We start from the raw sequence: 22,532 nt of genomic DNA on the forward strand, positions 1-22,532 counted from the left end.
TGACGGGCGTTGAACTGCCCGCCAGAACGGACAGAACGAATGACGTCCGATCCAGACGAAGCAAGGGAATAGCCTTCATGAAGTTCCTCCTGATGGGCGCTGCCGCCACCGGCCTCGCGCTCGCCGCGACCGTGGCCCATGCCGACCAGCCCGCCACCACGACCGCCGCTGCCCCGGCCGCCAAGCCGACCTATGGCACTTACGGCTTCGACACCGCCGGCATGGACAGCTCGGTCAAGCCCGGCGACGATTTCTATGAATATGCCAACGGCACCTGGCTGAAGAACACGCCGATCCCGGCGGACAAGTCCAACTATGGCGCCTTCACCGTGCTGGACGAGCTGTCGCAGAAGCGCACCCGCGAGATATTGGACGGCGCCAAGACCGATCCGAACAGCAAGATCGGCGTCGCCTATGCGACCTATCTGGACTCGGCGGCGGTCGAGGCGAAGGGCCTTGCCCCGATCAAGCCCTGGCTCGCCGAGATCGGCGCGGTCAAGGATCTGAAGGCCTATGCCGCCCTGTCCGGCAAGGCGGCGCGCGCCGGCGTGCGCGGCCCGTTCCGCTTCTATGTCGGTCAGGACGACAAGGATCCCGAAACCTACATTCTCTCGATGATGCAGGGTGGCCTGGGCCTGCCCGACCGCGACTATTATCTCGACCAGGGCGAGAAGATGGCGGCGATCCGCACCGCCTATGTCGCCCATCTCGAACAGATGCTGACCTTGCTGGGCGAGCCCAATGCCAAGGCGCGCGCCGCCGCGCTGATGGCGTTCGAGACCGAGATCGCCAAGGTTCACTGGACCCAGGTCGACAGCCGCGATGCGGACAAGACCTATAACAAGATGAGCCTCGCGGCGCTGCAGAAGGCTGCGCCCGGTTTCGACTTTGCCGCCTATTTCGGCGCCGTCGGCCTCAAGCCCACCGACCTGCTGGTTGCCCAGCCCTCCGCGGTCACCGGCGAAGCCGCGCTGATCGCGAAGGCGCCGATCGGCGTGCTGAAGGACAGCCTGCTGCTGCGCAGCGTCCACAGCTATGCCGATTATCTGCCCGACAATATCGCCAGCGCCGATTTCGCCTTTTTCGGCACTACCCTGTCGGGCACGCCCGAGCGCGAGGAGCGCTGGAAGCGCGGCGTGACCTTCCTCAAGGAGTCGCTGGGTGAGGAAGTCGGCAAGGTCTATGTCGCCAAATATTTTCCGCCTGAAACCAAGGCGGCGATGGACCAGCTGGTCAAGAATGTCCTGTCGGCCATGGGGCGCCGCATCGATGGCCTGCCGTGGATGAGCGACGAGGCCAAGGCCCGCGCCCACAAGAAGCTGGCCGCCTTCACGCCCAAGATCGGCTATCCCGATCGCTGGCGCGACTATAGCGGCCTGACCATCAAATCGGGCGATCTGTTCGGCAATGCGATGCGGTCGAACCAGTTCGACTTCGACTATAATGTCGGCAAGCTGGGCAAGCCCATCTATCGCTGGGAATGGGGCATGACCCCGATGGAGATCAACGCCTATGCCAATTTCGGCATGGTCGAGATCGTCTTCCCCGCCGCCATCCTTCAACCGCCCTTCTTTGACCCGAATGCCGATCCGGCAGTCAATTATGGCGGCATCGGCGCGGTGATCGGTCATGAACTCAGCCATCATTTCGACGACCAGGGCGCGAAATATGACGAGACCGGCAAGCTCAACCAGTGGTGGACCGATCAGGATGTCGCCAATTTCAAGGCACTGACCGCCAAGCTTGGCGCTCAATATGACGCCTATGAACCCTTCCCCGGCGCGCATGTGAAGGGCGCCTTTACCATGGGCGAGAATATCGGCGATCTGGGCGGCCTGGCCGTCGCGCTCGACGCCTATCATGCCTCGCTGGGCGGCAAGGCCGCGCCGGTGATCGACGGCATGACCGGCGACCAGCGCTTCTTCCTGGGCTGGGCGCAGGTGTGGCGCCGCAATTATCGCGAGGCCAATCTGCGCCAGCGTCTGGTCACCGATCCGCATGCGCCGTCGCAATATCGCGCCGACATCGTGCGCAATTTCGATGCCTGGTATGATGCATTCAAGCCCGCGCCGGGCGGCAAGATCTATCTCGATCCCAAGGATCGCGTGAAGATCTGGTAAGCAGAATCGGAGAGGGGCCGCTCACCGGGCGGCCCTTTTTCGTTGCGGCATAGAAATGAGGCCCGCGACCGATCGTTTCCCCTTCGCGACCGGCTGACGGGAACTTTTCCGCCATCTTTCTAATGCCACGCTTCATCCTGTCCGGACTTTTCCCCCGCCTGCTTTGTCCACAGCTTTGGGCGGTAGCAAAGCCAAGGAGAAGCACATGACGGGTCTCAACCTTTCGAACATCATCAAAACCGGTGTCGCGTCCGTCGCGCTGCTGGCAGCCTATTCCGTGTCGGCGCAGACGCCTGCCGCCCCCGCAGCATCGGCCCCCGCCGCCGGCGCCAGCAATTTCAGCGATGCCGACATCAAGCAGTTTGCCGCCGCCGCCGTCGAAGTGACCAAGATTCAGTCGGACAATGCGATTGCCGCCGCGGAAAAGCAGCCCAAGATGCTGGCTGCGCTGCAGTCGAAGGGCATTCCGCCCGAAAAGTTCAACGCCATCGGCCAGGCTGCGGCCGCCGATCCGGCCCTGCAGCAGCGGATTCAGGCTGCCGCGGGCACGCCAGCCCCGGCCGCGCCCGCCAGCCCGGCGACCCCGGCTGATCCGGCAACCCCGCCGCAGCAATAAGCATATTTGGCACGGGAATGGCGGGTTCTCCCTTGCCCGCCATTCCCGTTCTGCGATCCGGTTCCCCAGATCGTTGAAAATAAAGGGGGTGACCATGGCGGCTTCGCCTGTCTATGGTCCCGGCCATGCATGAACAGGCCCTTGTAATCGCGCTGATCGGCATATTGGGCATCGGCGCCCAATGGATTGCCTGGCGCACCGGCTGGCCCGCCATCGCCCTGATGCTCGCCGCCGGCGTCATCGGTGGCCCGGTGACCGGCCTTATCGATCCCAAGCTCACTTTTGGCGAACTGCTCGAACCCATGGTGTCGGTGGCGGTCGCCCTGATCCTGTTCGAGGGCGGGCTCAGCCTCAATTTCCGCGAATTGCGCAAGACCGACGGCGCCGTCACCCGGCTGGTGGTGCTGGGCGCACCGATCGGATGGATATTGGGCGCGCTCGCCCTTTACTATGTCGCGGGCCTCGTCTGGCCGGTGGCGATCCTGTTTGCGGGCATTCTTGTGGTGACGGGGCCGACCGTAGTGCTGCCGTTGCTGCGCCAGTCCAACGTCGCCGCCCGGCCGCGCGCGATCCTCAAATGGGAAGCGATCGTCAACGATCCGGTCGGCGCGCTGCTCGGCCTTGCCACCTATGAATATCTGCGCCGGTCGAGCGAGGGCAGCACGCTGGCGGCCGTCATCCTGTCGCTGGTCGCGGCCGCGATCATCGCCGGCCTCATCGGCTGGCTTGCCGCCCGCGCGATCGGCTGGGCGTTCCAGCGCGGCCATGTGCCGGAATATCTGAAAGCGCCGATCCTGCTGGTCGCGGTGATCGGCGTCTTCGTTCTCTCCAACCTCATCCAGGCGGAAACCGGCCTCGTCACCGTGACGGTGATGGGCGTGGCGCTTGCCAACATGAAATTCGATTCCCTGCGCGACATCCAGCCGTTCAAGGAAAATGTCACCGTCCTGCTGATCTCCGGCGTGTTCGTGATCCTGTCGGCTTCGCTCGACCTGGATGTGCTGCGCCAGTTCGAATGGCGCTTCCTCGCCTATCTGCTGGTGCTGCTGTTCGTCGTCCGCCCGGCGACGGTGCTGCTCAGCCTTGCTTTCTCGCCGGTGCCCTGGAACGAACGGCTGCTGGTCGCCTGGATCGCCCCGCGCGGCATCGTCGCGGTCGCCATTTCCGGCCTGTTCGCGCTGCGGCTCGATCGGCTGGGCTATGGCGACGGCGCGATTCTGGTCACCCTGTCCTTCTCGATCGTGGTCGCGACCATCCTGTTCCATGGCTTCTCGATCAAGCCGGTCGCCCGGCTGCTCAAGGTCACCGGCGCGCAGGACAAGGGGCTGCTGCTGGTCGGCGCCACGCCCTTCAGCCTCAGCCTTGCCGCCCAGCTGCGCCAGCTGGAGGTGCCGGTGATGATCGCCGACAATAGCTGGCAGCGGCTGGCGCCCGCCCGCCATGGCGGCATTCCGACCTATCATGGCGAGATATTGGCGGAGGCGACCGAGGAACGGCTGGACCTGACCCAGTTCCAGGTGCTCGCCGCCACGTCGGAGAACGAGGCCTATAACGCGCTCGTCTGCAACGAATTCGCGCCAGAAGTCGGCCGCGACAATGTCTATCAGCTGGGCGACGCCAGCGACGATCATGATCCGCGCGCGCTGCCGGAATCGCTGCGTGGCCGCGCCCTGTTCGATTCAGGCCTCGGCGTCGAGGAAATCATGATCCGCGAGGATGCCGGCTGGACCTTCCGCAAGACGCGGATCAGCGACCAGTTCGATTTCGAGGCGGCGAAGGCCGACCTGCCGGCCGATGCCGACATGCTGCTGCTGCTCCGCAAGAATGGCACGATGCGCTTCTTCACCCACGCGTCGCGACCGACGCCACAGCCGGGCGACACCATCCTATCCTATGTGCCGCCCGCATCAAAGACCCGCAAGAAACCGGAAGGAGAGGAGGAATGAGGAGGCTCGCCCCCGCGCTGGCGCTGTGCGTCATGCTGGCGGCCTGTGATCGGCCCGCAGGCAATGCTGTTGATAACGTAGCCAACGCAGCCAATGCGTTGGGCAATGATATAGCCGCGAACGAGGCCGATAACGTCGCCGAGCCGGTCCGCTCGATCCTGCGCCCCGAAGTGGCCGAACCCGAAGCGCCGAAGATCGAACCGCTCGACGCTACCATCGCCTTTGGCACGTCCGGGCTGAAGCTGGACGATGCCGCCCGCGCCGCGCTCGATACGCTGGTCGAAACCCCGGCGATCAAGACCGGCGGGGCGATCACGTTGCGCGGCCATAGCGACAGCAAGGGCAATGACGGCGACAATCGCGTAGCCTCCCGCATCCGGGCCGAGGCGGTCGAGGCCTATCTGGTCGAAAAGGGCATCGCCAAGGATCGCATCAGCCTGATCGCGCTGGGCGAAACCCGGCCGGTCGCGCCCAATGCCAAGGAGGATGGCAGCGACGATCCCGAAGGTCGGGCGAAGAATCGCCGGGTGGACATCCATGTCGCGGTGCCCACGGTCGTGGTGCCGACGGCGGCGGTGTTGCCCAGCATCTCGCCGGTGGATCGCAAGGACAAACCATAGCCTTGGCCGCCGATCGGGCGTAGGGGACGCCGATGACCTCTCCTGTCTGGCACCCCTTCACCCAGCACGGCCTCAACGAGCCCATCCCCCATGTCGTCCGGGCGGAGGGCGCGACCCTCCATCTGGCCGATGGCAGCAGCCTGATTGACGGCATTTCCAGCTGGTGGGTGACGACCCATGGCCATTGCCATCCGCGCATCGCCGCCGCCATCGCGCGCCAGGCCGGGCAGCTTGATCAGTTGATCTTCGCGGGCTACACCCATGAACCGGCGGAGGCGGTCGCGCGCGGCCTGGTCGATCTCATGCCGCAGGCGCCGGGGCGCGATCCCCTGGCCCATGTCTTCTTTTCCGACAGCGGATCGACCGCCGTGGAAGTCGCGCTCAAGATGGCGCTCGGCTACTGGCATAATCGCGCGCTCGACGGGCTGGACGAGGCGCGCAGCCACATCCTGGTGCTGGAACATAGCTATCATGGCGATACCATCGGCGCGATGTCGATCGGTGAGCGTGGTATCTATAATGCCGCCTGGACGCCGTTGCTGTTCGATGTCGGCACTATCCCTTTCCCGCATCCCGGTCGCGAGCAGGAGACGCTTGCCGCATTGGAGACGGCCTGCGCCGATCACCCGGCCGCCTTCATCGTCGAACCCCTGATCCTGGGAGCCGGGGGGATGCTGATCTATCCGCCCCATGTGCTGCGGGCGATGGCCGATATCTGCGCGCGCCACGATGTGCTGTTCATCGCGGACGAGGTGATGACCGGCTGGGGCCGCACCGGCACGCTGTTCGCCTGCGAGCAGGCGGGCGTGGTGCCCGACATCATGGCTGTGGCCAAGGGGATTACCGGCGGCGCCATTCCGCTCGCCGCGACGCTGGCGACCCAGCGCATCTTCGAAGCGCATCGCTCGACCGACCGGGCGCGACTCTTCTACCATTCGTCCAGCTACACCGCGAATGCGATCGCCTGTGCCGCTGCTGCTGAAAATCTCGCCATCTGGGCCGAAGAGGATGTGCGCGGACGGATTGCTGCGCTGACGCAGGGCATCACCGATCGGCTGGCCTTGCTGGCCGGCCACCCCGCCTTTGCCAACCCGCGGCAGATCGGCACGATCATGGCAATCGACCTGGTAGCGGCCGATGCTGGCTATCTGTCGGACCTCGCGCCGCGCCTGCGTGCCTTCTTCCTGGAACGGGGCCTCTTGCTAAGGCCGCTTGGCAACACCATCTACCTCATGCCGCCCTATTGCATCGATGCGCAGCAGCTCGATGCCGTCTTCGCGGCCCTCGTCGCAGCCGGTGATTATTTCGGTTCTGCGTCCTGACTTCCATTTTCCACGTTTTGGCGCTATGGCGGCGCGATTTTTCGATTCTGGGATATTATGGCCAAAGAAGAACTGCTTGAAATGCGCGGACAGGTTGTGGAGCTTCTCCCCAACGCCATGTTCCGCGTGCGCCTTGAGAATGATCATGAAATTCTCGGCCACACCGCTGGCAAGATGCGCAAGAACCGCATCCGCGTGCTGGTCGGTGACGAAGTGCTGGTCGAACTGACCCCCTACGACCTGACCAAGGGTCGGATCACCTACCGCTTCAAATAAGCCGCATTTTCGATGCGACTCATTCTAGCTTCGGCTTCCCCCAGACGGCGTGACCTTCTGGGGCAGATTGGCGTGCTTCCTGATGCCGTCGATCCTGCGGACATTGACGAAACCCCGCGCAAGGCCGAATTGCCGGCCGCCTATGCTGCGCGTGTCGCCGCCGAAAAGGGCGCGCTGGTCGCTGCCCGTCATCCCGGCGCGCTGATCCTGTCGGGCGACACGGTGGTGGCCGCCGGCCGCCGCATTCTGCCCAAGGCGGAAAGCGAGGCGGAGGTCCGCGCCTGTCTCGACCTGCTGTCGGGGCGCCGGCACCGCGTCTACAGCGCCATCACCCTGATCGACGCTGCGGGCGTGGCACGGCATCGCCTGTCGACCAGCATCGTCATCTTCAAGCGGCTGGAGCGCAGCGAGATCGACCGCTATATTGCCAGCGGCGAAGGGCTGGGCAAGGCGGGTGGCTACGCCATTCAGGGTCGCGCTGCGGGTCTGATCCGCAGCATCCAGGGCAGCCATAGCGCGATCATGGGCCTGCCGCTTTACGAAACCCGCACGCTGCTAGAGGCAGCGGGCTATCCATTGGACCGTCGGGATTTCGAGTGAAATGGTACATTTCACGGCTCGGAAATCACGACAAATAGGTAACTGAACGATGGCCGAATGGCTCTATGAAGAAGGCATTGGCGAGGCCCGTGCTGCGCTGATCGAAAAAGGGCGCATCGTCGAGGCGCTGATCGAGCGCGAAGGCGAGGCCGCCCGCGCCGGGGCCATCCTTCAGGGCCGCCTGGTCCAGACCATCATTCCGCGCAAGCGCGGTGTCGTGCGCCTGATCTCGGGCGAGGAAGTGCTGATCGAGCCGATCCCGCCCAAGGTGGCCGAGGGCGCCAATGTGCTGGTCGAAATCTTCCGCGAGGCGATTGCCGAGGAAGGCCGGGGCAAGCGCGCCAAGGGGCGCATCGCCCCGCCCGGTTCCAAGGTCCATCCCGGCCCCAGCTTGCTGCAGCGGCTGCGCGCCACCGATGTCGCCATCCGCCCCTGTCCCGCCCATGAGGAGGACCGGCTCGAAGCCCTTGGCTGGAGCGAGCTGATGGAAGAGGCGGTAACCGGCGAGGTCGGTGCCGAGGATGCGGCGCTGCGCATCTTCCTGACCCCCGCGATGATCCTGATCGACATCGACGGCAGCCTGCCGCCGGCCCAGCTCGGCCCCAAGGGCGCGAAGCTTTCTGCCCAGGCGATCCGTCGCATGGGGCTGGCCGGCTCGATCGGCATCGACCTGCCGACCATGAACAACAAGGATGAGCGCATCGTCGCGGCCGCGCAGATCGACAAATATCTGCCGCTGCCGTTCGAGCGGACGGCGGTCAACGGCTTCGGCTTCGTCCAGATCATCCGCCGCCGCGAGCGCGCCAATCTGATGGAACTGCTGCGCGAGGATCCGGTGCTGACCGCCGCGCTGGCGCTGCTGCGCCGTGCCGAACGGCATGGCACCGGCGGCGCGGCGACGATCACCGGCGCGCCGGCGATCATCGACCTGTTGCACAAGCGTGCCGACTGGATCGAACAGCTTGCCCGCCGTCGTGGTGGCGAGGTCACGCTGCGCGCCGATTCCGCGCTGTCGCTGGCGGCCGGTCATGTCGCCTAAGGCCGGCGCCTGCCCGGTTTGCGGCCAGCCGGCGCAGCCGGAAACCCGCCCCTTCTGCGGCAAGGGATGCCGCGATCGCGACCTGCTGCAATGGCTGGGCGAGGGCTATCGCGTGCCCGGCATGCCGGGCGACGAAGCCCTGCAAAAAAATGATAATTATGGGCTGGACAGCGAGCCGGATTGACGCCTATAGGCACGCCTCCATCCGGCGGTCACCTCCGCCGAGACCCGATGCCCGGGTAGCTCAGTTGGTAGAGCATGCGATTGAAAATCGCAGTGTCGGCGGTTCGAATCCGTCCCCGGGCACCATTTGTTCTCATCATATTGAAAACATTGGGAAATCGTCAGAAAGACGGTCTTCGAACCTTCACTCCCCCGCAGTCCTGCTACACAGTCGGGTAGGCGAAACCGTTGGAAACCCTCGGAAAACAAGGGCTACGGGTTCCAAAAACTGCTACACAAAGCTGCTACACAAACTGCCTTCAGGCATGTGTTTACGGGGTGGCCAGTTCTACCTGCGACGCCGCGTTCCACATGATGTCCGCGCGCATATGGGCCGTGCTGAGATTTGGCGGTCTTTGAGGACGGACAGTCTGAAATGCGCTGTTCGACGCTTCCCGCTGATCGTCTCCCAAGTCGAAGCCGAAATCGAAGGCGTGAGGGCGCAAGCGGGATTGGCCGTCGATCCAATGCTGCTCGCGGCGGTCGGAGCGGCCGCTCCAATGGCGCAGCGCGTGCCCGTGTTTACGATGGCATCAAGCGGTCCAGCGGAGCAGCCGGTCATATCACCCCAACTACCGCTGCTGACCTTCGGCGAGGTCTACGACCGTTATATCAACGATCCGACACGAGGCTGGTCCGTTCGGACGCGGAACTCATATGACACATGCCGAAAGCTGGCTGTCGCCATTATTGGCGCTGATCTACCGATGCGCGATTTCGCCCGATCGCACTGTCGGGATTTTATAGAGACGCTGAGATTCTTGCCGAAGAACGCGAACAAGCGATTTCCGCATCTTTCACCTCGACAGGCGGCGACGAAGGCGCGCGATGGGAAATTGGACAATCTCATTAGCTCGGCCAATGTGAACGCATACCTGACTGACCTGTCGAGCTTCTTGAATTGGGCGGTTCAGGAGGAATATCTGGATCGGAACCCAGCCCGAGGCCTTCGGCTGCCTGATGAAATCGCGAAGCGCAACAAACGCTTTCCCTTCTCCCCAATGCAGTTGAAGAAGATTTTCAACGCCCCGCTCTATCGCGGTTGCGTGGATGGCGAGCGCAATTATTTCCTTCCAGGAACCGAGCGTCCACAGAACGCCCGGTTCTGGATTCCGCTGATCGCGCTCCACACAGGGATGCGGCTCAATGAAATCTGCCAACTCGATGTGACGGATTTGCGGGCTGTCGATGGCATCCAGTGCTTCGTGGTGAGCGAAGAGTCATTGGTCGGCAGCACCGACAAGCAGTTGAAGACAAGGACCAGCGAGCGGGTGATTCCGGTTCACCCGAACCTTTTCGATTTCGGGCTGCTCCAATTTGTCGAGAAGCGTCGCAGAGCCGGTGAGAGGAAGTTGTTCGGGGAGATAGCTCCGGGCCCCAGGGGCATCCGCGCCGTCGCCCTTTCAAAATGGTTCACCCTCTTCACTCGAAAGGCAGGGGCGGCACAGGATCGAACCTGCTTCCATAGCTTCCGGCATAATTTTCGAGACGAATTGAGAGCGGCCCGGATCGACCACGATGTCGCTCTGGCGATTGGAGGCTGGACGAACGGTGCCTCGACGAAGAGTAATGCGTCAGAAAACTACGGCCGAGGCCATGGGGTAAAGATGCTTCACGACGCGATCGTCCGATTAAGGTTCGCCGATGTCGATCTTGAGCACCTGAAAACATAGTGCGGCGATTTTCTCCATTCGATCTCTTTGATCGGGGCGGCAATCCGCTCTTGCAATGCCATCGCTCCATCGACATTTGAAGCGCGATACGAATCTCACTGCGATTCACTTTTTGTTCGACATTTTTAGAGAAATGTGTGACTCATCGGAGTCAAAAACCTCAGCGAATATCTCATTCGTTAAGGAAGACATTGGAAGGATTTGACGATGACGCCGAGGCAGGAGCTAGTGCTGGCTGCGCTTTCCGCCGGTCAGTCCAACTCGGAACTTTCCCCGGTTCAAGCCCAGAAGCTATTTTTTTTGATCGATAAGAATGTAGCCCTAGCGCTTGGCGGACAGCAATTTAATTTCGAACCATATGATTATGGTCCGTTCGACAGCGCTGTTTATTCTGATCTCGATTGGTTGAGCGTTCCCCAGGAAGGGAGCGTAGAGATTGTCCGTAGTGGGCGCTACCGAACGTATCGACTGACTCAGCGTGGATTACAACTCGGCCAACAGCGGCTCGATCAACTCGATCCAGAAACGCGAAGTTATTTCGGCCGTGCAAAGGATTGGGTGAAGAGCCTCTCGTTCCAGGACTTGGTCCGCTCGATCTATCAAGCGTATCCTGAAACGCGCGCGAACAGCATTTTCCGGGGATGACAGTTGTCGTAGGCTTCTACTGTCGCGATGGTATTGTCATCGGCGCCGACAGTATGCTGACACCAAGCATGGGTGGCATTAGTGTCGGTCATCACAAGGGGCAGAAGGTTCACCTGCTGTCCGGAAACCAGCTATTCGCATTCGCGGGCGACCAGGGCCAGGCGGCTCGGTTTCAGATCATGGCTGATGGCAGCCACGCTATGCCTGCAACAGTTGGCCATGCAATCGACTTCCCATTAATTTTGACGCAGTCCCTCATTCAGCAGTTCCAAAACACTGGGGTCGGACAGCAGATCGGTGTAAACACCTTGCTCGGCTTTGAGCATGGTGGTCAGCAGCAATTATGCGTCTTCGAGGGTCTGATCCAACCTCGGTTATTAGATGCGGCTCACTATTATGTAGCGCTCGGCAGCGGAAAGCTGTCTGCGGACCCGTTTCTCCGTTTTCTCGTGGACATATTTTGCCTCAACGGCCCCCCGTCAGTTCGTGAGGCTACCTTTCTCACAGAATGGGCAATTCAACATGTGATCGATACGAACCCAGGTGGGGTTGCAGGACCGATCCGAATTGCCGTTATGGAGCGCAACCCTGGCGGCGCATGGCAGTCGCGACTGCTGACCGATAACGAGGCAGATGACCAAGGGCAGGCGGTCGAGAGCGCAAGGCAATCCCTTAGAGATTGGCGGAACAGCCTCACTCCCCAGGAGATTGGTGAGGAAGGCAGCGAAGACATTCCGGCTCCTCCCACGTTGTAGGAGGCAGCATGCGACTGAGCCCATGTGGTCAGATGCATAAACAGAGACCGAGTTAGGCAAACTTCAAATCGCCGAAAGCTTGAGCAGTGCCGTTTCCAACGGTTTCGCCTACCCGACTGTGTAGCAGGACTGCGGGGGAGTGAAGGTTCGAAGACCGTCTTTCTGACGATTTCCCAATGTTTTCAATATGATGAGAACAAATGATGCCCGGGGACGGAGACTGCGGCCCGGTCTGGTCGGCGTTCTCGGGATCGTCGTTGTTTTCCATGTGATTTCCTGTGTCGGCGGTATGAAGCCCGGGGACGGCACCGAACCGGCGCCTATGCGGCCTGGGCCATCTGCTGCTTGATCCGGTGGACAGTGGCAACGCCGACCTTGAGCTTGCGGGCGGCTGCATTGATGCTCGTGCCCTTGGCGAGTTCCCGCTTGATCCGGTCGGCTTTGTCCTGGTCGAGAGGTGGGCGCCCGGATTTCTTCGTGCTGCGTGCCAGGCCAGCCATGATCCGCGAACGGGTCATCTCGCGCTCGAATGCTGAGAAGACGCTGAGCATCCCGAAGAGCGCGCGGCCGCTTGGTGTCGAGGTGTCGAGTGCCTGTTGATGGAGATACAGGTCCACTCCTCTCGCGTTGATCTCGTCCAGGAAGCCGACGAGATGGGAGAGGGATCGTCCCAGGCGATCGACGGCCCAGGCTGCGACCATGTCGATTTCACGGCGGGCGATCATCTGCATGAGCCGGTCATAGCCGGGCCTTTTGTCGCGGCCCTTGGCGCCGGAGATGCCTTCGTCGGCCAAGGTCTCGACTACGGTCCAGCCCAACCGTTCGGCGACGGCCATAAGTTCGCGTTTCTGGTTCTCGATCGTTTGAGTGTCGGTGGAGACGCGGAGATAGAGAGCAACTCGCTTCATGCGCGATTATGTGGCGATAACATCGACTTGGTCAATGTGTTTTGGAAATATGATCGGCCATATCGATCAATAGGGAAGTGCATATCTCGTGATTGGCGGCCCTTGAAGAATGGTAACACGGTGGACTTATCGGGCTCTATTCTCAATTGAACGTCAGAATGGAACGGTTCGCCTCAATGGCAGGGCTTGGGTGTAAAGATGTGAGGCCCTCAGATGAATACGTCTCACCAGGACGCACTTCGTGTCTTGGCTTCTCGAAGGAGCCAGTCATGCCATTTTCGATCGAACACCAGAAGAACACCCCGTTGGGCATCGCAACATCCCATGCCCTGGACCGCCATGCTGTGGCTGTGCAGGCTGCCGCCAGGACAGGGCAGCCACCCGTCCACATCATCGCCCCGGACCTGGAAATTCATCTGGGAAGCCAGAAGACCAATGCCCTGGTCGGGCGGATGATCCGTGAATGGCTTGGCCCGGCCTTTAAGGTGAAGGGGCGTAAGAAGTGGCCCCGCCAGCATGGCACCGAGTCTGGCGCCGTCTACGCTCCAGTTGCCTGACCGTGTTGCGAGGGTGGGCGGTGCTCACCCTCTTCACTGACGAAGGGATCAGCGGTGCGAAGGGACGAGAAAAACGTCCCGGCCTTGATGCTCTTCTCAAAGGTATCGCTCGCCGTGAGTTCGACATGGTGGCCGCATGGTCGGTATGCCGCCTCGGTCGATCCCTCCAACATCTCGTTGGCCTGCTCGGCGATATGACCGTGTGCGGCGTCGATCTCTATCTCCATGTGCAGGCCCTCGATACCAGCACGCCCAGCGGACGTGCCATGTTCGGCATGTTGGGAGTCTTCTCAGAATTTGAGAGGGCGATGATCAGCGAAAGGGTCAAGGCTGGCATCGCACGCAGCGGGAAAAAGGGCGGCCGTCCTCCGGTTGATCCCATCAAGGTCGACAAGATCAGGCGGGCGCTCCTGAAGGGCACCAGTATCAACGAAACCGCCCGGAAGCATTGTGTCGGCGTCGCTACGGTCCATCGTATCAAGGTCGCTATGGCCGAACCGATGGCCGCCTGACCATCGTGGCCTACGATCGGCGCTGACGCTGCCGGTCCACCTTCACTTCATCATCAGCCCGGAATGTCGGTGGTTCGGTGCCGTCCCCGGCACCATTTTTCAAAGCATCGCAAATTTCGTTCCCGCCGAGGGGTGGCGTTGATTATTTCAGCGGTCGTCGCGGGATTCCCTCGACTCAATCCAGCGATCAGAAGTTGAAGCTGAGCGAGAGCGAGGCGACATTGTCGTTGCTGTCGTCGGCATCGGGACGGAAGCCATGCTGATGGAGATAGCCGATCTCGGCATTCACATTCTTGGCCAGCGGCGTGGTGATCGCGATCAGGTTGCGCATCCGCTCCTCGCCCTGAACACGCTGGAAATTGGTCTTGTTGAGATCAATGAAGCTTTCATGGCTCAGGATCAGCGCGGTCTTGCCGCCTTCCTTGAAGGGCATGGTCAGCTTCACATAGGGCCGCAGGCGCCAGGCCGTGCCGTCAATCCCTTCGCGCCAGCGCTGCTCCATCCGCAGCCGCGCGCTGACCGACACCGGGCCGAGCTTGAGGATATTGTCGACCGTCACCTGTTCACGGACGCGATGCTCCATCACGGTGAAATCGCCGCCATCATATTGCGGGTCATGGGTGTAACCGGCCCAGACCGTCACCTGCTTGTCGAGTTTGTAACCGACCAGCGTGTTGCTCTCGACCTCGTACAGGCCGTCGCGATCATTGCTGAAGCGGGCGACGATCTCCTGCTGGACGCGCCAATGATCTGACAGCTTCACCGTCGCGCTGGTGGTAGTCCAGAGTTGCTCATCCTCGCTGGCATGCGCGGTCGCGGGCAGCGCCATCAGGGCGAAAAGGCAGAGGGACAGGCGGCGCATCGGGCATTGCTCTCCAACAGGGTTGGCGGGCCTCTATGACGATTCGATTACATGGCAGCGTCAGTTTGATTGCCATTTTGTGACAATGGCAGTCCGGACCATTGCTGATGTGCACATCCTCCGTCCGGCATTCGGCAGGCCGGAACATGTCGCGCCAAATCAGCCTGTTACATATTGCAATATAGTCGCAATATCATTAGCCGAGCGACATTGGGGAGAGGCCAGAAGGAGCGAACCGGCTCCATTCCTTATCCATTTCAACGGGATCGCCGCCTTGCCCAGCCTCCGCCTCGCGCGCCTTTGCGCCCTCCCCCTCCTGTTTGCACCGCTGCCCGTGCTGGCGCAGGCCCCGCTCGATGCGGCCGCCGGCGACAGCGACATTCTGGTCACTGCCCGCGCACAGAAACTCTATCGCGTCGAGGATAGCGAGATCGGCAAGATCCCGGCCGATCCGATGGACATTCCCCAGTCGGTGCAGGTCATCACCAGCGAGTTGATCCGCGATCAGGGCGCGCGCGACATCACCGACCTCTATCGCAATGTCGCGGGCGTCAGCGCCAACCAATATGCCACCGTTACCTATCGCGGTTTCCGGCAGGAATCGATGTTCTATGACGGGCTGCGCGGCGATCCGTTCCAGGGCTTCGCCGTGCCGAACCTGTTCAGCATCGACCGGGTCGAGTTTCTGAAAGGGCCGGTCGGCATGCTTTACGGCGCCAGTTCGCCCGGCGGCATGGTCAATTATGTGACGAAGAAGCCGCAGGACAAGTTCGCCGCATCGGTGCGCGCGGTGGTCGGCAATTATGATCGCTATGGCGCGTCGGGCGAAGTGACCGGGCCGATCGACGCTAATGGCGTGGTCGCCGGGCGGGCCGGCCTGTTCTATGAAAGCTTCGACACGGTGCAACGCTTTTCCGGCAGCCGCAGCCTGGTCGCGGACGGCGGGCTGAAGTTCAAGCTGGCGCCCGACACCAGCCTGACGGTGCAGGCGACCCGTTATGACCAGGATCTGCCCGGCAACCGGCTGCGCGGCGTGGCGATCGATGCGGACGGGAATTTCCTGGCCGACCGGAGCTGGACCCATAATGAAAAGAACGACAGACTGGACCTGAAAGGCACGGTTCTGCAGGCACGGCTCGACAGCCGGCTGTCGGATGCGGTCAGCATCAATGCATCGGGCCGCTGGTTCCGTTATACCGAATATCAGCGCTATCATGAACCGCTGGGACCGATCGACACCGACGGCGATGGCGTGGTCGATACCCAGCCGCGCGAATTCCGATCGCAGCATCGCACGATCGAGGGCGCGAGCCTGGCGAGCAACATGATCGCCAGGCTGGAGACCGGCGGGATCAAGCACACATTGCTGGTCGGCGCCGACTGGTATCACGAGACCCAGGATTTCAGCGGCGTGACGATCAAGGGCGTGCCGGGCCTGTCGCTGAGCAATCCCGTCTATGGCCTGAGCAACCCGACCGAGGCGGACCTGGCCGGCCTGACGCCGGAAGTGAATGCGTCGCGCGCCCATCGCTATGGCGTCTATGCCCAGGAACAGGCCGATATCGGCGAGCATGTCATCCTGGTCGGCGGCGTGCGCCATGACTGGTTCGACGACAAGGACGAGATCGGTGGCGCCTATGCCGATGGCGGTCGCTGGAGCTGGCGCGTCGGCGGCATCTACAAGCCGGTGCAATCCGTGTCCCTCTATGGCAGCTATGCCCAGAGCTTCGAACCGCAAAGCCCCGGCAACCAGAATCCGGCGGTCGGTGGCCCCTTCGCCCCGATTGCCAGCCGCCAGTTCGAGGTCGGCGCCAAGGGCGAGCTGATGCAGGGCAAATTGCAGCCGACGATCGCGCTCTATCATATCGTGCGTAACGGCATCGTGCAGGTCGATCCCGATCTGGCACCGGTCAATGGCCTGGACCAGCTGTCGCCGGTCGGCGAAGTCACCAGCAAGGGGATCGAGCTGACGCTGGCGGCCGATCTCAGCAAAAATTGGGTTCTGACCGCCAATTACGCCTATAATGACGCGCGCATCACCGACAGTGCGGACGGCGCGACGATCGACAATGCGGTCGGCGGCCACTTCCCCAACGCCCCGCATCATCAGGCCGGGCTATGGTCCCGCTATCAGATCCCTGCCTGGGGCACGGCGCTGGCGCTGGGCGGCCAATATGTGTCGGGCCAGATCGACCGGCGCGGCGCGCATATTCCCGGCTTTACCGTGTTCGACGGCAGCATCACCCAGGATCTGGGTTTTGCCGAGGCGATGATCCGGGTCGAGAATATCTTCGACAAGACCTATGCCGTCGCCACCTTCGACGCGCGCAAGGGCGCCTTTGTCGGCCGACCGCGCACCGTCTTCCTGGAGTTGCGGCGCGACTTCTGACGGTCGCGCCGCGCCCCGATCAAGCGGGGTTATGCGCTTTCAGAAAGGCTTCGAGCTGCTGGAGAAATTCCAGCCGGTCGGCCTGGCGCGAGAAGAAATGGTCGGCCAGCGGCTGTTCGACATAGATATAGTCGCGGCCGTCCACCTTGCCGGCAGCCTTGAGCTTTTCCGCCATTTCACGGGACTGGCCGACCGGTACGCGCCGGTCCTTCTTGCCATGCATCAGCAGGATCGGCGTCGAGAAGCCGGCAGCATAATTGATCGGCGATACGACAGCGAAATCGGGCGCCTGCTCCTTCAGCCAGTCGCCGCTGGCACCGGAATTCAGGAAGCGCCGGTCATAGCGCATCATCGCGCCCAGATCCGACACGCCGGCATAGGAGACGGCGCAGCGATATTTGCCGCCATCGCGCTGGGCCGCGCGCATCGCGGCATAGCCACCATAGGAGGCGCCGACGACGCAGACCCGCTTGGCATCGGCAATGCCCTGCTTCACCGTCCAGTCGACCGCGTCATTGAGATCGTCCTGCATGGCACGGCCCCATTGCCCCTCGCCCTTGGCCGCGAACTCCGTGCCATAGCCCGACGAGCCACGATAATTGGGCTGGATCACCGCATAGCCGCGATTGGCCAGGAACTGCACCCACCAGTCCCAGGTCTCCGCATCGCGGGCGAAGGGGCCGCCATGAGGCATCAGGATCAAAGGAAGATCCTTCGCCTCCTTGCCATAAGGCAGGGTCAGCACCGCCGCGATCTCCAGACCGTCACGCGCCTTGTAGCGGATCGTCTTGACCGGGGAGAGTTGGGGCCGGACACCCAGCGTCTCGCTGACCTTCGACAGCAGCGACATGGCGCCATAATCGGTGTCATAATAATAATAGGCCCCCGGCTGGCTGGCGGCGCCGACATGCACGATCAGTTTCTTCAAATCCTGACTGGTCGAGATGATGCGCGCGCGGCGATCACCCACGGCCTTGTCGATATCCGCCTGGATTTTCGCCAAAGTCGGGTCGAACCAGTGAACGGCTGGCGCGTCGGCCGTGTAGCGCACGCCCGCCATGCCGGTGCCAGCGGCATCAACCTCCAGCCCGCCAAGATCGAAGCCGGGCGCTTCATAGAGCTTTTTGCCCAATTCAAGCGTGCCTAGGTCCAGTTCATAGAAGGCATCGGTGCCGTCGCGATCGTCACTGGCGATCGCCTTGCCCGGATCGGCAGTGAACAGCATCGGCACGATCAGCGATTCATGGCGGCGCCGATTAGCCTTGTCGACCACGCGGAAGCTGCCGCGACCATCGGGGCGGTAGAGCAGTTTCGAGGAACGGGTCGTGTCATTATAGCCCACCCCCATGCGCACCGCGCCAGTCGCATCGGCATACCAGCTGCGCACATATTGGCGCGACGCAACGACGGTGCGCATCTTGCCGGTGCTGACGTCCACCTCGCTGACCTGCGGCCAGAAACCAAGATCATCATAATAGATGGAGGTCTGGTAGGAGAGCAGGATGCGCGGGCTGCCATCACGGGCGACCCAGATGACATCGTCGCCATTTTGCGCGGCGACAGCCTTGGCAAGGATGCTGGCCTTGGTGCCGTCCGCCTTGATGCTGGCGACGCGGCTGATCGACCAGGGCATGCCCTGCACATTGGTTTCCGCGCCGATGCCGACGATCAGCCAGTCATTATTGACCCAGCGCCACCAGTTGAGGTCATTTTCGCCCAGGCCCATGGTGCGAACATTGCCGCCTTTCACTTCGGCGATCACCAATTGCTGCACGCCCTTGATCGCAATCCGCGCGGCGACGCGCGCGCCATCAGGCGAGAGTTCGGGTGAATCCATTGCCGGCAGTTCGGCGAAGGCCTCGATCGGCCAGGTCTTGGCGGTTGTCGCGGACACCTTGGCAGCGTCGGCCTTGATCGCATCGGTTTGCGCAGAGACAGCAGGTGCAAAAGCCGCGAGCGCGCAAGCTGCGGCGGATAGAATCGGTTTCAAACATACCCCCCAGTCAAATCGCCGGACTGACGATGACCCCGCCCGTTGCCGGGCGGGGTCATCGTCAGTCCGGCGATTTAAAACCGGGTTAAGCGCCGTGCGCAAGCGCCGCGAGCAACAAGAGCGCCACGATATTGGTGATCTTGATCATCGGGTTGACCGCCGGACCGGCAGTATCCTTGTAGGGATCACCCACGGTGTCGCCAGTCACTGCGGCCTTGTGCGCCTCGCTACCCTTGCCGCCATGATGGCCATCCTCGATATATTTCTTGGCATTGTCCCAGGCGCCGCCGCCCGACGTCATCGACAGGGCGACGAACAGGCCCGAGACGATGACGCCCAGCAGCAACGCGCCCAGCGCGGCAAAGCCGTTGGGCACGCCCGCGACCGCCGCGATGATGAAATAGACCGCGATCGGCGCCAGCACCGGCAGGAGCGAGGGGATGATCATCTCCTTGATCGCGGCGCGGGTGACGAGGTCGACGGTGCGGGCATAATTGGGGCGCGACGTCCCTTCCATGATGCCCTTGTTGGTGGCGAACTGGTCACGCACATCCTTGACCACGTCGCCGGCCGCGCGGCCGACCGCCGTCATACCCATCGCGCCGAACAGATAGGGCAGCAGCGCGCCCAGCAGCAGGCCGACGATGACATAGGGGTTGGACAGGCTGAAATCGACCGGCTCGGTGAGGCCGAGGGCCGAATTGTAGAATTTGAGATCCTCCGTATAGGCGCCGAACAGCACCAGAGCCGCCAGGCCGGCCGAGCCGATGGCATAGCCCTTCGTCACCGCCTTGGTGGTGTTGCCGACCGCGTCGAGCGCATCGGTCTTCACCCGGACGCTGTCATCGAGATGGGCCATTTCGGCAATGCCGCCGGCATTGTCGGTGACCGGGCCATAGGCGTCGAGCGCGACCACCATGCCCGCCAGCGCCAGCATCGCGGTGGCGGCAAAGGCGATGCCGATCAGGCCAGCCAGCTGATAGGCGACGATGATACCGACCACGATCACGATCGTCGGCAGCGCGGTGGATTCCAGGCTGATGGCGAGGCCCTGAATGACATTGGTGCCATGGCCGGTTTCCGATGCCTTGGCGATCGAACGTACCGGGCGGTAATTGGTGCCGGTATAATATTCGGTGATGACGACCAGCAGGCCGGTGACGGCAAGGCCCACCATCATCGACCAGAACAGCGCCATGCCGGTATAACCGCCAACGCCGTCGAGATCGGTGCCGAACGGCGTGTCGAGATCGCCCAGCGTATAATGGGTGACGAACCAGAGCGCCGGGATCGACAGGATCGCGGTGGTCCAGAAGCCCTTGTAGAGCGCGCCCATGATCGACTGGCTGGCACCAAGGCGGACCATATAGGTGCCGATGATCGAGGTGATGATGCACACCCCGCCGACGATCAGCGGCAAGGCCATCAGACGCATCAGGAAGGCATTGTCGACGCCGGTTACCAGCAATGCGGTCAGCACCATGGTGGCGCCGACGGTGACGACATAGGTTTCGAACAGGTCGGCCGCCATGCCGGCGCAGTCGCCGACATTGTCGCCGACATTGTCCGCGATCACCGCCGGATTGCGCGGGTCATCCTCCGGGATGCCGGCCTCCACCTTGCCCACTAGGTCGGCGCCGACATCGGCCGCCTTGGTGAAGATGCCACCGCCCAACCGCGCGAAGATGGAGATGAGGCTGGCGCCGAAGGCGAGCGCGACCAGGCTGTCGATTACCAGACGGTCATCGGGCGCATGGCCGGCCGGGCCGGTCAGATACCAGAAGAAGACACTGATCGCGAGCAAGGCAAGGCCCGCCACCAGCATGCCGGTGATCGCGCCCGCGCGGAAGGCGACGGTAAGGCCGCTCTGCAGCGTGCCGCGCGAGGCTTCCGCCGTGCGCACATTGGCGCGGACCGAAATGTTCATGCCGATGAAGCCGGCCGCGCCCGACAGGATCGCGCCGATCAGGAAGCCGACGGCAGAAGTTATCCCCAAAAAGAGGAAGACGAGGACGGCGACGACGATGCCGACCACCGCAATGGTGGTATATTGGCGGCCGAGATAGGCCTTTGCCCCTTCCTGGATCGCCCCCGCAATCGCCTGCATGGTTTCATTGCCCGCCGGTGCGGCGAGCACCTGGCGACTGGTGAAAAGCCCGTAGAGCACGGCCAGCAGGCCGCACCCTATGGCGATATGGACTATCTGCATGCTTGTTCCTCTCCCCCTATTGTTGCTGTCATCGATCGCTCCGCAGGGAATGACGGGCGGGCGAAGGGCGCAACAGCGGGCGGCCGGACGGAGAAACGCCGGCATCGGGCACCGCGTCAATCAGCAACAGGACGATGCGCATCGGGCGCTCCAACCGGCTGAGAATAGGGTGATAGGAAGCTACAGATCAGGCGGCGCGCGTCAAGCCGGTAGCGCAATGATCCAGATCAGCCATGTTCCCAGCCAAGCCGGTCGGGCAGCGGCATGACCGCGCCGTCGATCAGCAGGGTCAGGCCCGCCCCTTCTGCGAAACGGCCGATCGGGATCGCGCGCACCGGCGGCGACACGCCGGGCGACAGCGCGAAAAGCAGTTCATAATCGTCGCCGGCGCGCGCCGCGGCGAGCTGGATCGCGGTGCTGGCGCCGCGCACGCTTTCGAGCGCCGGGGAGAGCGGGATATGGTCGATGGTGACGGCGAGGTTGCTGGCCGCGCCCATGCGCGCGGCATCGATCAGCAGGCCGTCGGACAGGTCCATCATCGCGGTCGCGACGCGCGCGAGCAAGGCCCCCTCTGCCAGACGCGGGCGCGGTCGGCGATAGGCGGCGACCAGCGGGCCGGACGCGGCAGGATCGGCGCGGGCAAGGTCGAGACCGATGCCGGCATCGCCGACCGGCCCGGTGACATAGAGGCGATCGCCCGCCCGCCCGCCGATGCGGCTGGGGACCGGCGTGCTGGTCGCCTCACCGATCGCGGTCAGACTGTAGCTGCGCGGCGCGCCGGCAGGCATGCTGACCGTGTCACCGCCGAGCAGCGGCATAGCGTAGCGCTCCAGCGCCTCGCCCAGACCTTCGAGGAAAGCCGCGTCCCAGTCGTCATCGCCCGACAGGCTGTAGTTGAGCAGGCAGCCCACCGGCTTCGCCCCCTTGGCGGCGAGGTCCGACAGATTCACCGCCGCCAGTTTCCAGCCAATGTCGGCCGGCGGATCGGTGGGGAGATAATGGACGCCCTCCACCATCGTGTCGCTGGTGAGGATGAGGCGCGTGGCGCCGACCGGCAGCACCGCGACATCGTCCTGCAAACCCTGCGCGGCAGGATCATGGGCGAGCAGGCGCAGCAGGGTGAGGAAGCGGGATTCGGCGGACATGATATAATCTCTATCCCAGCACCCGCTTCTACCGAAATCATCCGTCATCCCCGCGGACGCGGGGATCCATTGCGCGCTATGTTGGAGAGGAAGCGCTGAATGGATCCCGGATCAAGTTCGGGA

General features: G+C 62.8%; 20 protein-coding genes and 1 tRNA gene. 16 read left to right on the forward strand and 5 right to left on the reverse strand.

The genetic code is table 11. From position 1 onward, the window contains the following. Window positions 1-77 precede the first annotated feature (77 nt). The 13 genes from HH800_RS19435 (at window position 78) to HH800_RS19495 (ending at window position 11,834) form a co-directional block, all read left to right on the forward strand. Window positions 78-2,120: a M13 family metallopeptidase gene (locus HH800_RS19435; RefSeq protein ID WP_169862014.1), complete on the forward strand. Its 2,043-nt coding sequence runs from the start codon at window positions 78-80 to the stop codon at window positions 2,118-2,120. 205 nt (window positions 2,121-2,325) lie between these two features. Beyond that, window positions 2,326-2,736 carry a DUF4168 domain-containing protein gene (locus HH800_RS19440; protein ID WP_004208769.1) on the forward strand — a complete coding sequence of 137 codons (411 nt, stop codon included), beginning with the start codon at window positions 2,326-2,328 and terminating at the stop codon, window positions 2,734-2,736. 113 nt (window positions 2,737-2,849) lie between these two features. Then, the gene (locus tag HH800_RS19445) at window positions 2,850-4,682 is read left to right on the forward strand and encodes a cation:proton antiporter (RefSeq protein ID WP_010339535.1); all 1,833 of its coding nucleotides are present in this window, start codon (window positions 2,850-2,852) and stop codon (window positions 4,680-4,682) included. Then, window positions 4,679-5,302, forward strand: coding sequence for an OmpA family protein (locus HH800_RS19450; RefSeq protein ID WP_010339536.1), 624 nt, complete (start codon window positions 4,679-4,681; stop codon window positions 5,300-5,302). Before HH800_RS19445 ends, HH800_RS19450 begins: the two co-directional genes overlap by 4 nt. Before the next feature lie 32 nt (window positions 5,303-5,334). Further along, window positions 5,335-6,624, forward strand: coding sequence for an adenosylmethionine--8-amino-7-oxononanoate transaminase (locus tag HH800_RS19455; protein ID WP_169862015.1), 1,290 nt, complete (start codon window positions 5,335-5,337; stop codon window positions 6,622-6,624). A gap of 57 nt (window positions 6,625-6,681) precedes the next feature. Next, on the forward strand, window positions 6,682-6,900 hold the full coding sequence (infA, locus tag HH800_RS19460) for a translation initiation factor IF-1 (protein WP_003049127.1): 219 nt from the start codon (window positions 6,682-6,684) through the stop codon (window positions 6,898-6,900). Window positions 6,901-6,912: 12 nt separating this feature from the next. After that, entirely contained in the window at window positions 6,913-7,500 is a 588-nt protein-coding gene (locus tag HH800_RS19465) for a Maf family protein (protein WP_037513085.1), read from the forward strand. Window positions 7,501-7,549: 49 nt separating this feature from the next. Then, complete coding sequence (locus HH800_RS19470; RefSeq protein WP_169862016.1) at window positions 7,550-8,539, forward strand: ribonuclease; 990 nt, start codon at window positions 7,550-7,552, stop codon at window positions 8,537-8,539. Beyond that, window positions 8,529-8,723 carry a DNA gyrase inhibitor YacG gene (locus HH800_RS19475; protein ID WP_037521277.1) on the forward strand — a complete coding sequence of 65 codons (195 nt, stop codon included), beginning with the start codon at window positions 8,529-8,531 and terminating at the stop codon, window positions 8,721-8,723. The genes HH800_RS19470 and HH800_RS19475 overlap by 11 nt, the downstream gene beginning before the upstream one ends. A 49-nt stretch (window positions 8,724-8,772) precedes the next feature. Beyond that, window positions 8,773-8,848 (forward strand) — tRNA-Phe (locus tag HH800_RS19480). Window positions 8,849-9,027: 179 nt separating this feature from the next. Further along, window positions 9,028-10,434 (forward strand): DUF6538 domain-containing protein, encoded by a 1,407-nt coding sequence (locus HH800_RS19485; protein ID WP_328805797.1) that lies wholly within the window; start codon window positions 9,028-9,030, stop codon window positions 10,432-10,434. A gap of 207 nt (window positions 10,435-10,641) precedes the next feature. Then, complete coding sequence (locus HH800_RS19490) at window positions 10,642-11,079, forward strand: hypothetical protein (protein WP_169862018.1); 438 nt, start codon at window positions 10,642-10,644, stop codon at window positions 11,077-11,079. Further along, window positions 11,076-11,834 carry a hypothetical protein gene (locus HH800_RS19495; RefSeq protein ID WP_169862019.1) on the forward strand — a complete coding sequence of 253 codons (759 nt, stop codon included), beginning with the start codon at window positions 11,076-11,078 and terminating at the stop codon, window positions 11,832-11,834. Before HH800_RS19490 ends, HH800_RS19495 begins: the two co-directional genes overlap by 4 nt. 320 nt (window positions 11,835-12,154) lie before the next feature. Here the strand turns inward: HH800_RS19495 and HH800_RS19500 are convergent, their stop codons facing one another. Then, window positions 12,155-12,742 (reverse strand): recombinase family protein, encoded by a 588-nt coding sequence (locus HH800_RS19500; RefSeq protein ID WP_169862020.1) that lies wholly within the window; start codon window positions 12,740-12,742, stop codon window positions 12,155-12,157. Window positions 12,743-13,011: 269 nt separating this feature from the next. Between HH800_RS19500 and HH800_RS19505 the strand changes: the two genes are divergently transcribed. Both HH800_RS19505 and HH800_RS19510 read left to right on the forward strand, forming a co-directional pair. Then, window positions 13,012-13,299 carry a hypothetical protein gene (locus HH800_RS19505; RefSeq protein WP_169862021.1) on the forward strand — a complete coding sequence of 96 codons (288 nt, stop codon included), beginning with the start codon at window positions 13,012-13,014 and terminating at the stop codon, window positions 13,297-13,299. Between the two features lie 20 nt (window positions 13,300-13,319). Then, entirely contained in the window at window positions 13,320-13,811 is a 492-nt protein-coding gene (locus tag HH800_RS19510) for a recombinase family protein (RefSeq protein ID WP_206379180.1), read from the forward strand. Window positions 13,812-13,998: 187 nt separating this feature from the next. Here HH800_RS19510 and HH800_RS19515 read toward each other — a convergent pair whose 3' ends face one another. Beyond that, window positions 13,999-14,673 carry a DUF2490 domain-containing protein gene (locus HH800_RS19515; RefSeq protein ID WP_169862023.1) on the reverse strand — a complete coding sequence of 225 codons (675 nt, stop codon included), beginning with the start codon at window positions 14,671-14,673 and terminating at the stop codon, window positions 13,999-14,001. Window positions 14,674-15,007: 334 nt separating this feature from the next. Here HH800_RS19515 and HH800_RS19520 point away from each other — a divergent pair, with 334 nt between their 5' ends. Then, on the forward strand, window positions 15,008-17,062 hold the full coding sequence (locus HH800_RS19520) for a TonB-dependent siderophore receptor (RefSeq protein WP_235681924.1): 2,055 nt from the start codon (window positions 15,008-15,010) through the stop codon (window positions 17,060-17,062). Between the two features lie 19 nt (window positions 17,063-17,081). Here HH800_RS19520 and HH800_RS19525 read toward each other — a convergent pair whose 3' ends face one another. The 3 genes from HH800_RS19525 to thiL all read right to left on the reverse strand — a co-directional run bounded on the left by HH800_RS19525 (window position 17,082) and on the right by thiL (window position 22,409). After that, the gene (locus HH800_RS19525) at window positions 17,082-19,052 is read right to left on the reverse strand and encodes an alpha/beta hydrolase family protein (RefSeq protein ID WP_419248214.1); all 1,971 of its coding nucleotides are present in this window, start codon (window positions 19,050-19,052) and stop codon (window positions 17,082-17,084) included. Between the two features lie 88 nt (window positions 19,053-19,140). After that, window positions 19,141-21,264 (reverse strand): sodium-translocating pyrophosphatase, encoded by a 2,124-nt coding sequence (locus HH800_RS19530; protein ID WP_169862025.1) that lies wholly within the window; start codon window positions 21,262-21,264, stop codon window positions 19,141-19,143. A 227-nt stretch (window positions 21,265-21,491) separates the two neighbouring features. Then, window positions 21,492-22,409 carry a thiamine-phosphate kinase gene (thiL, locus tag HH800_RS19535; RefSeq protein ID WP_169862026.1) on the reverse strand — a complete coding sequence of 306 codons (918 nt, stop codon included), beginning with the start codon at window positions 22,407-22,409 and terminating at the stop codon, window positions 21,492-21,494. Window positions 22,410-22,532: the final 123 nt, after the last annotated feature.

Source organism: Sphingobium yanoikuyae, from assembly GCF_013001025.1.
Classification (GTDB): domain Bacteria; phylum Pseudomonadota; class Alphaproteobacteria; order Sphingomonadales; family Sphingomonadaceae; genus Sphingobium; species Sphingobium yanoikuyae_A.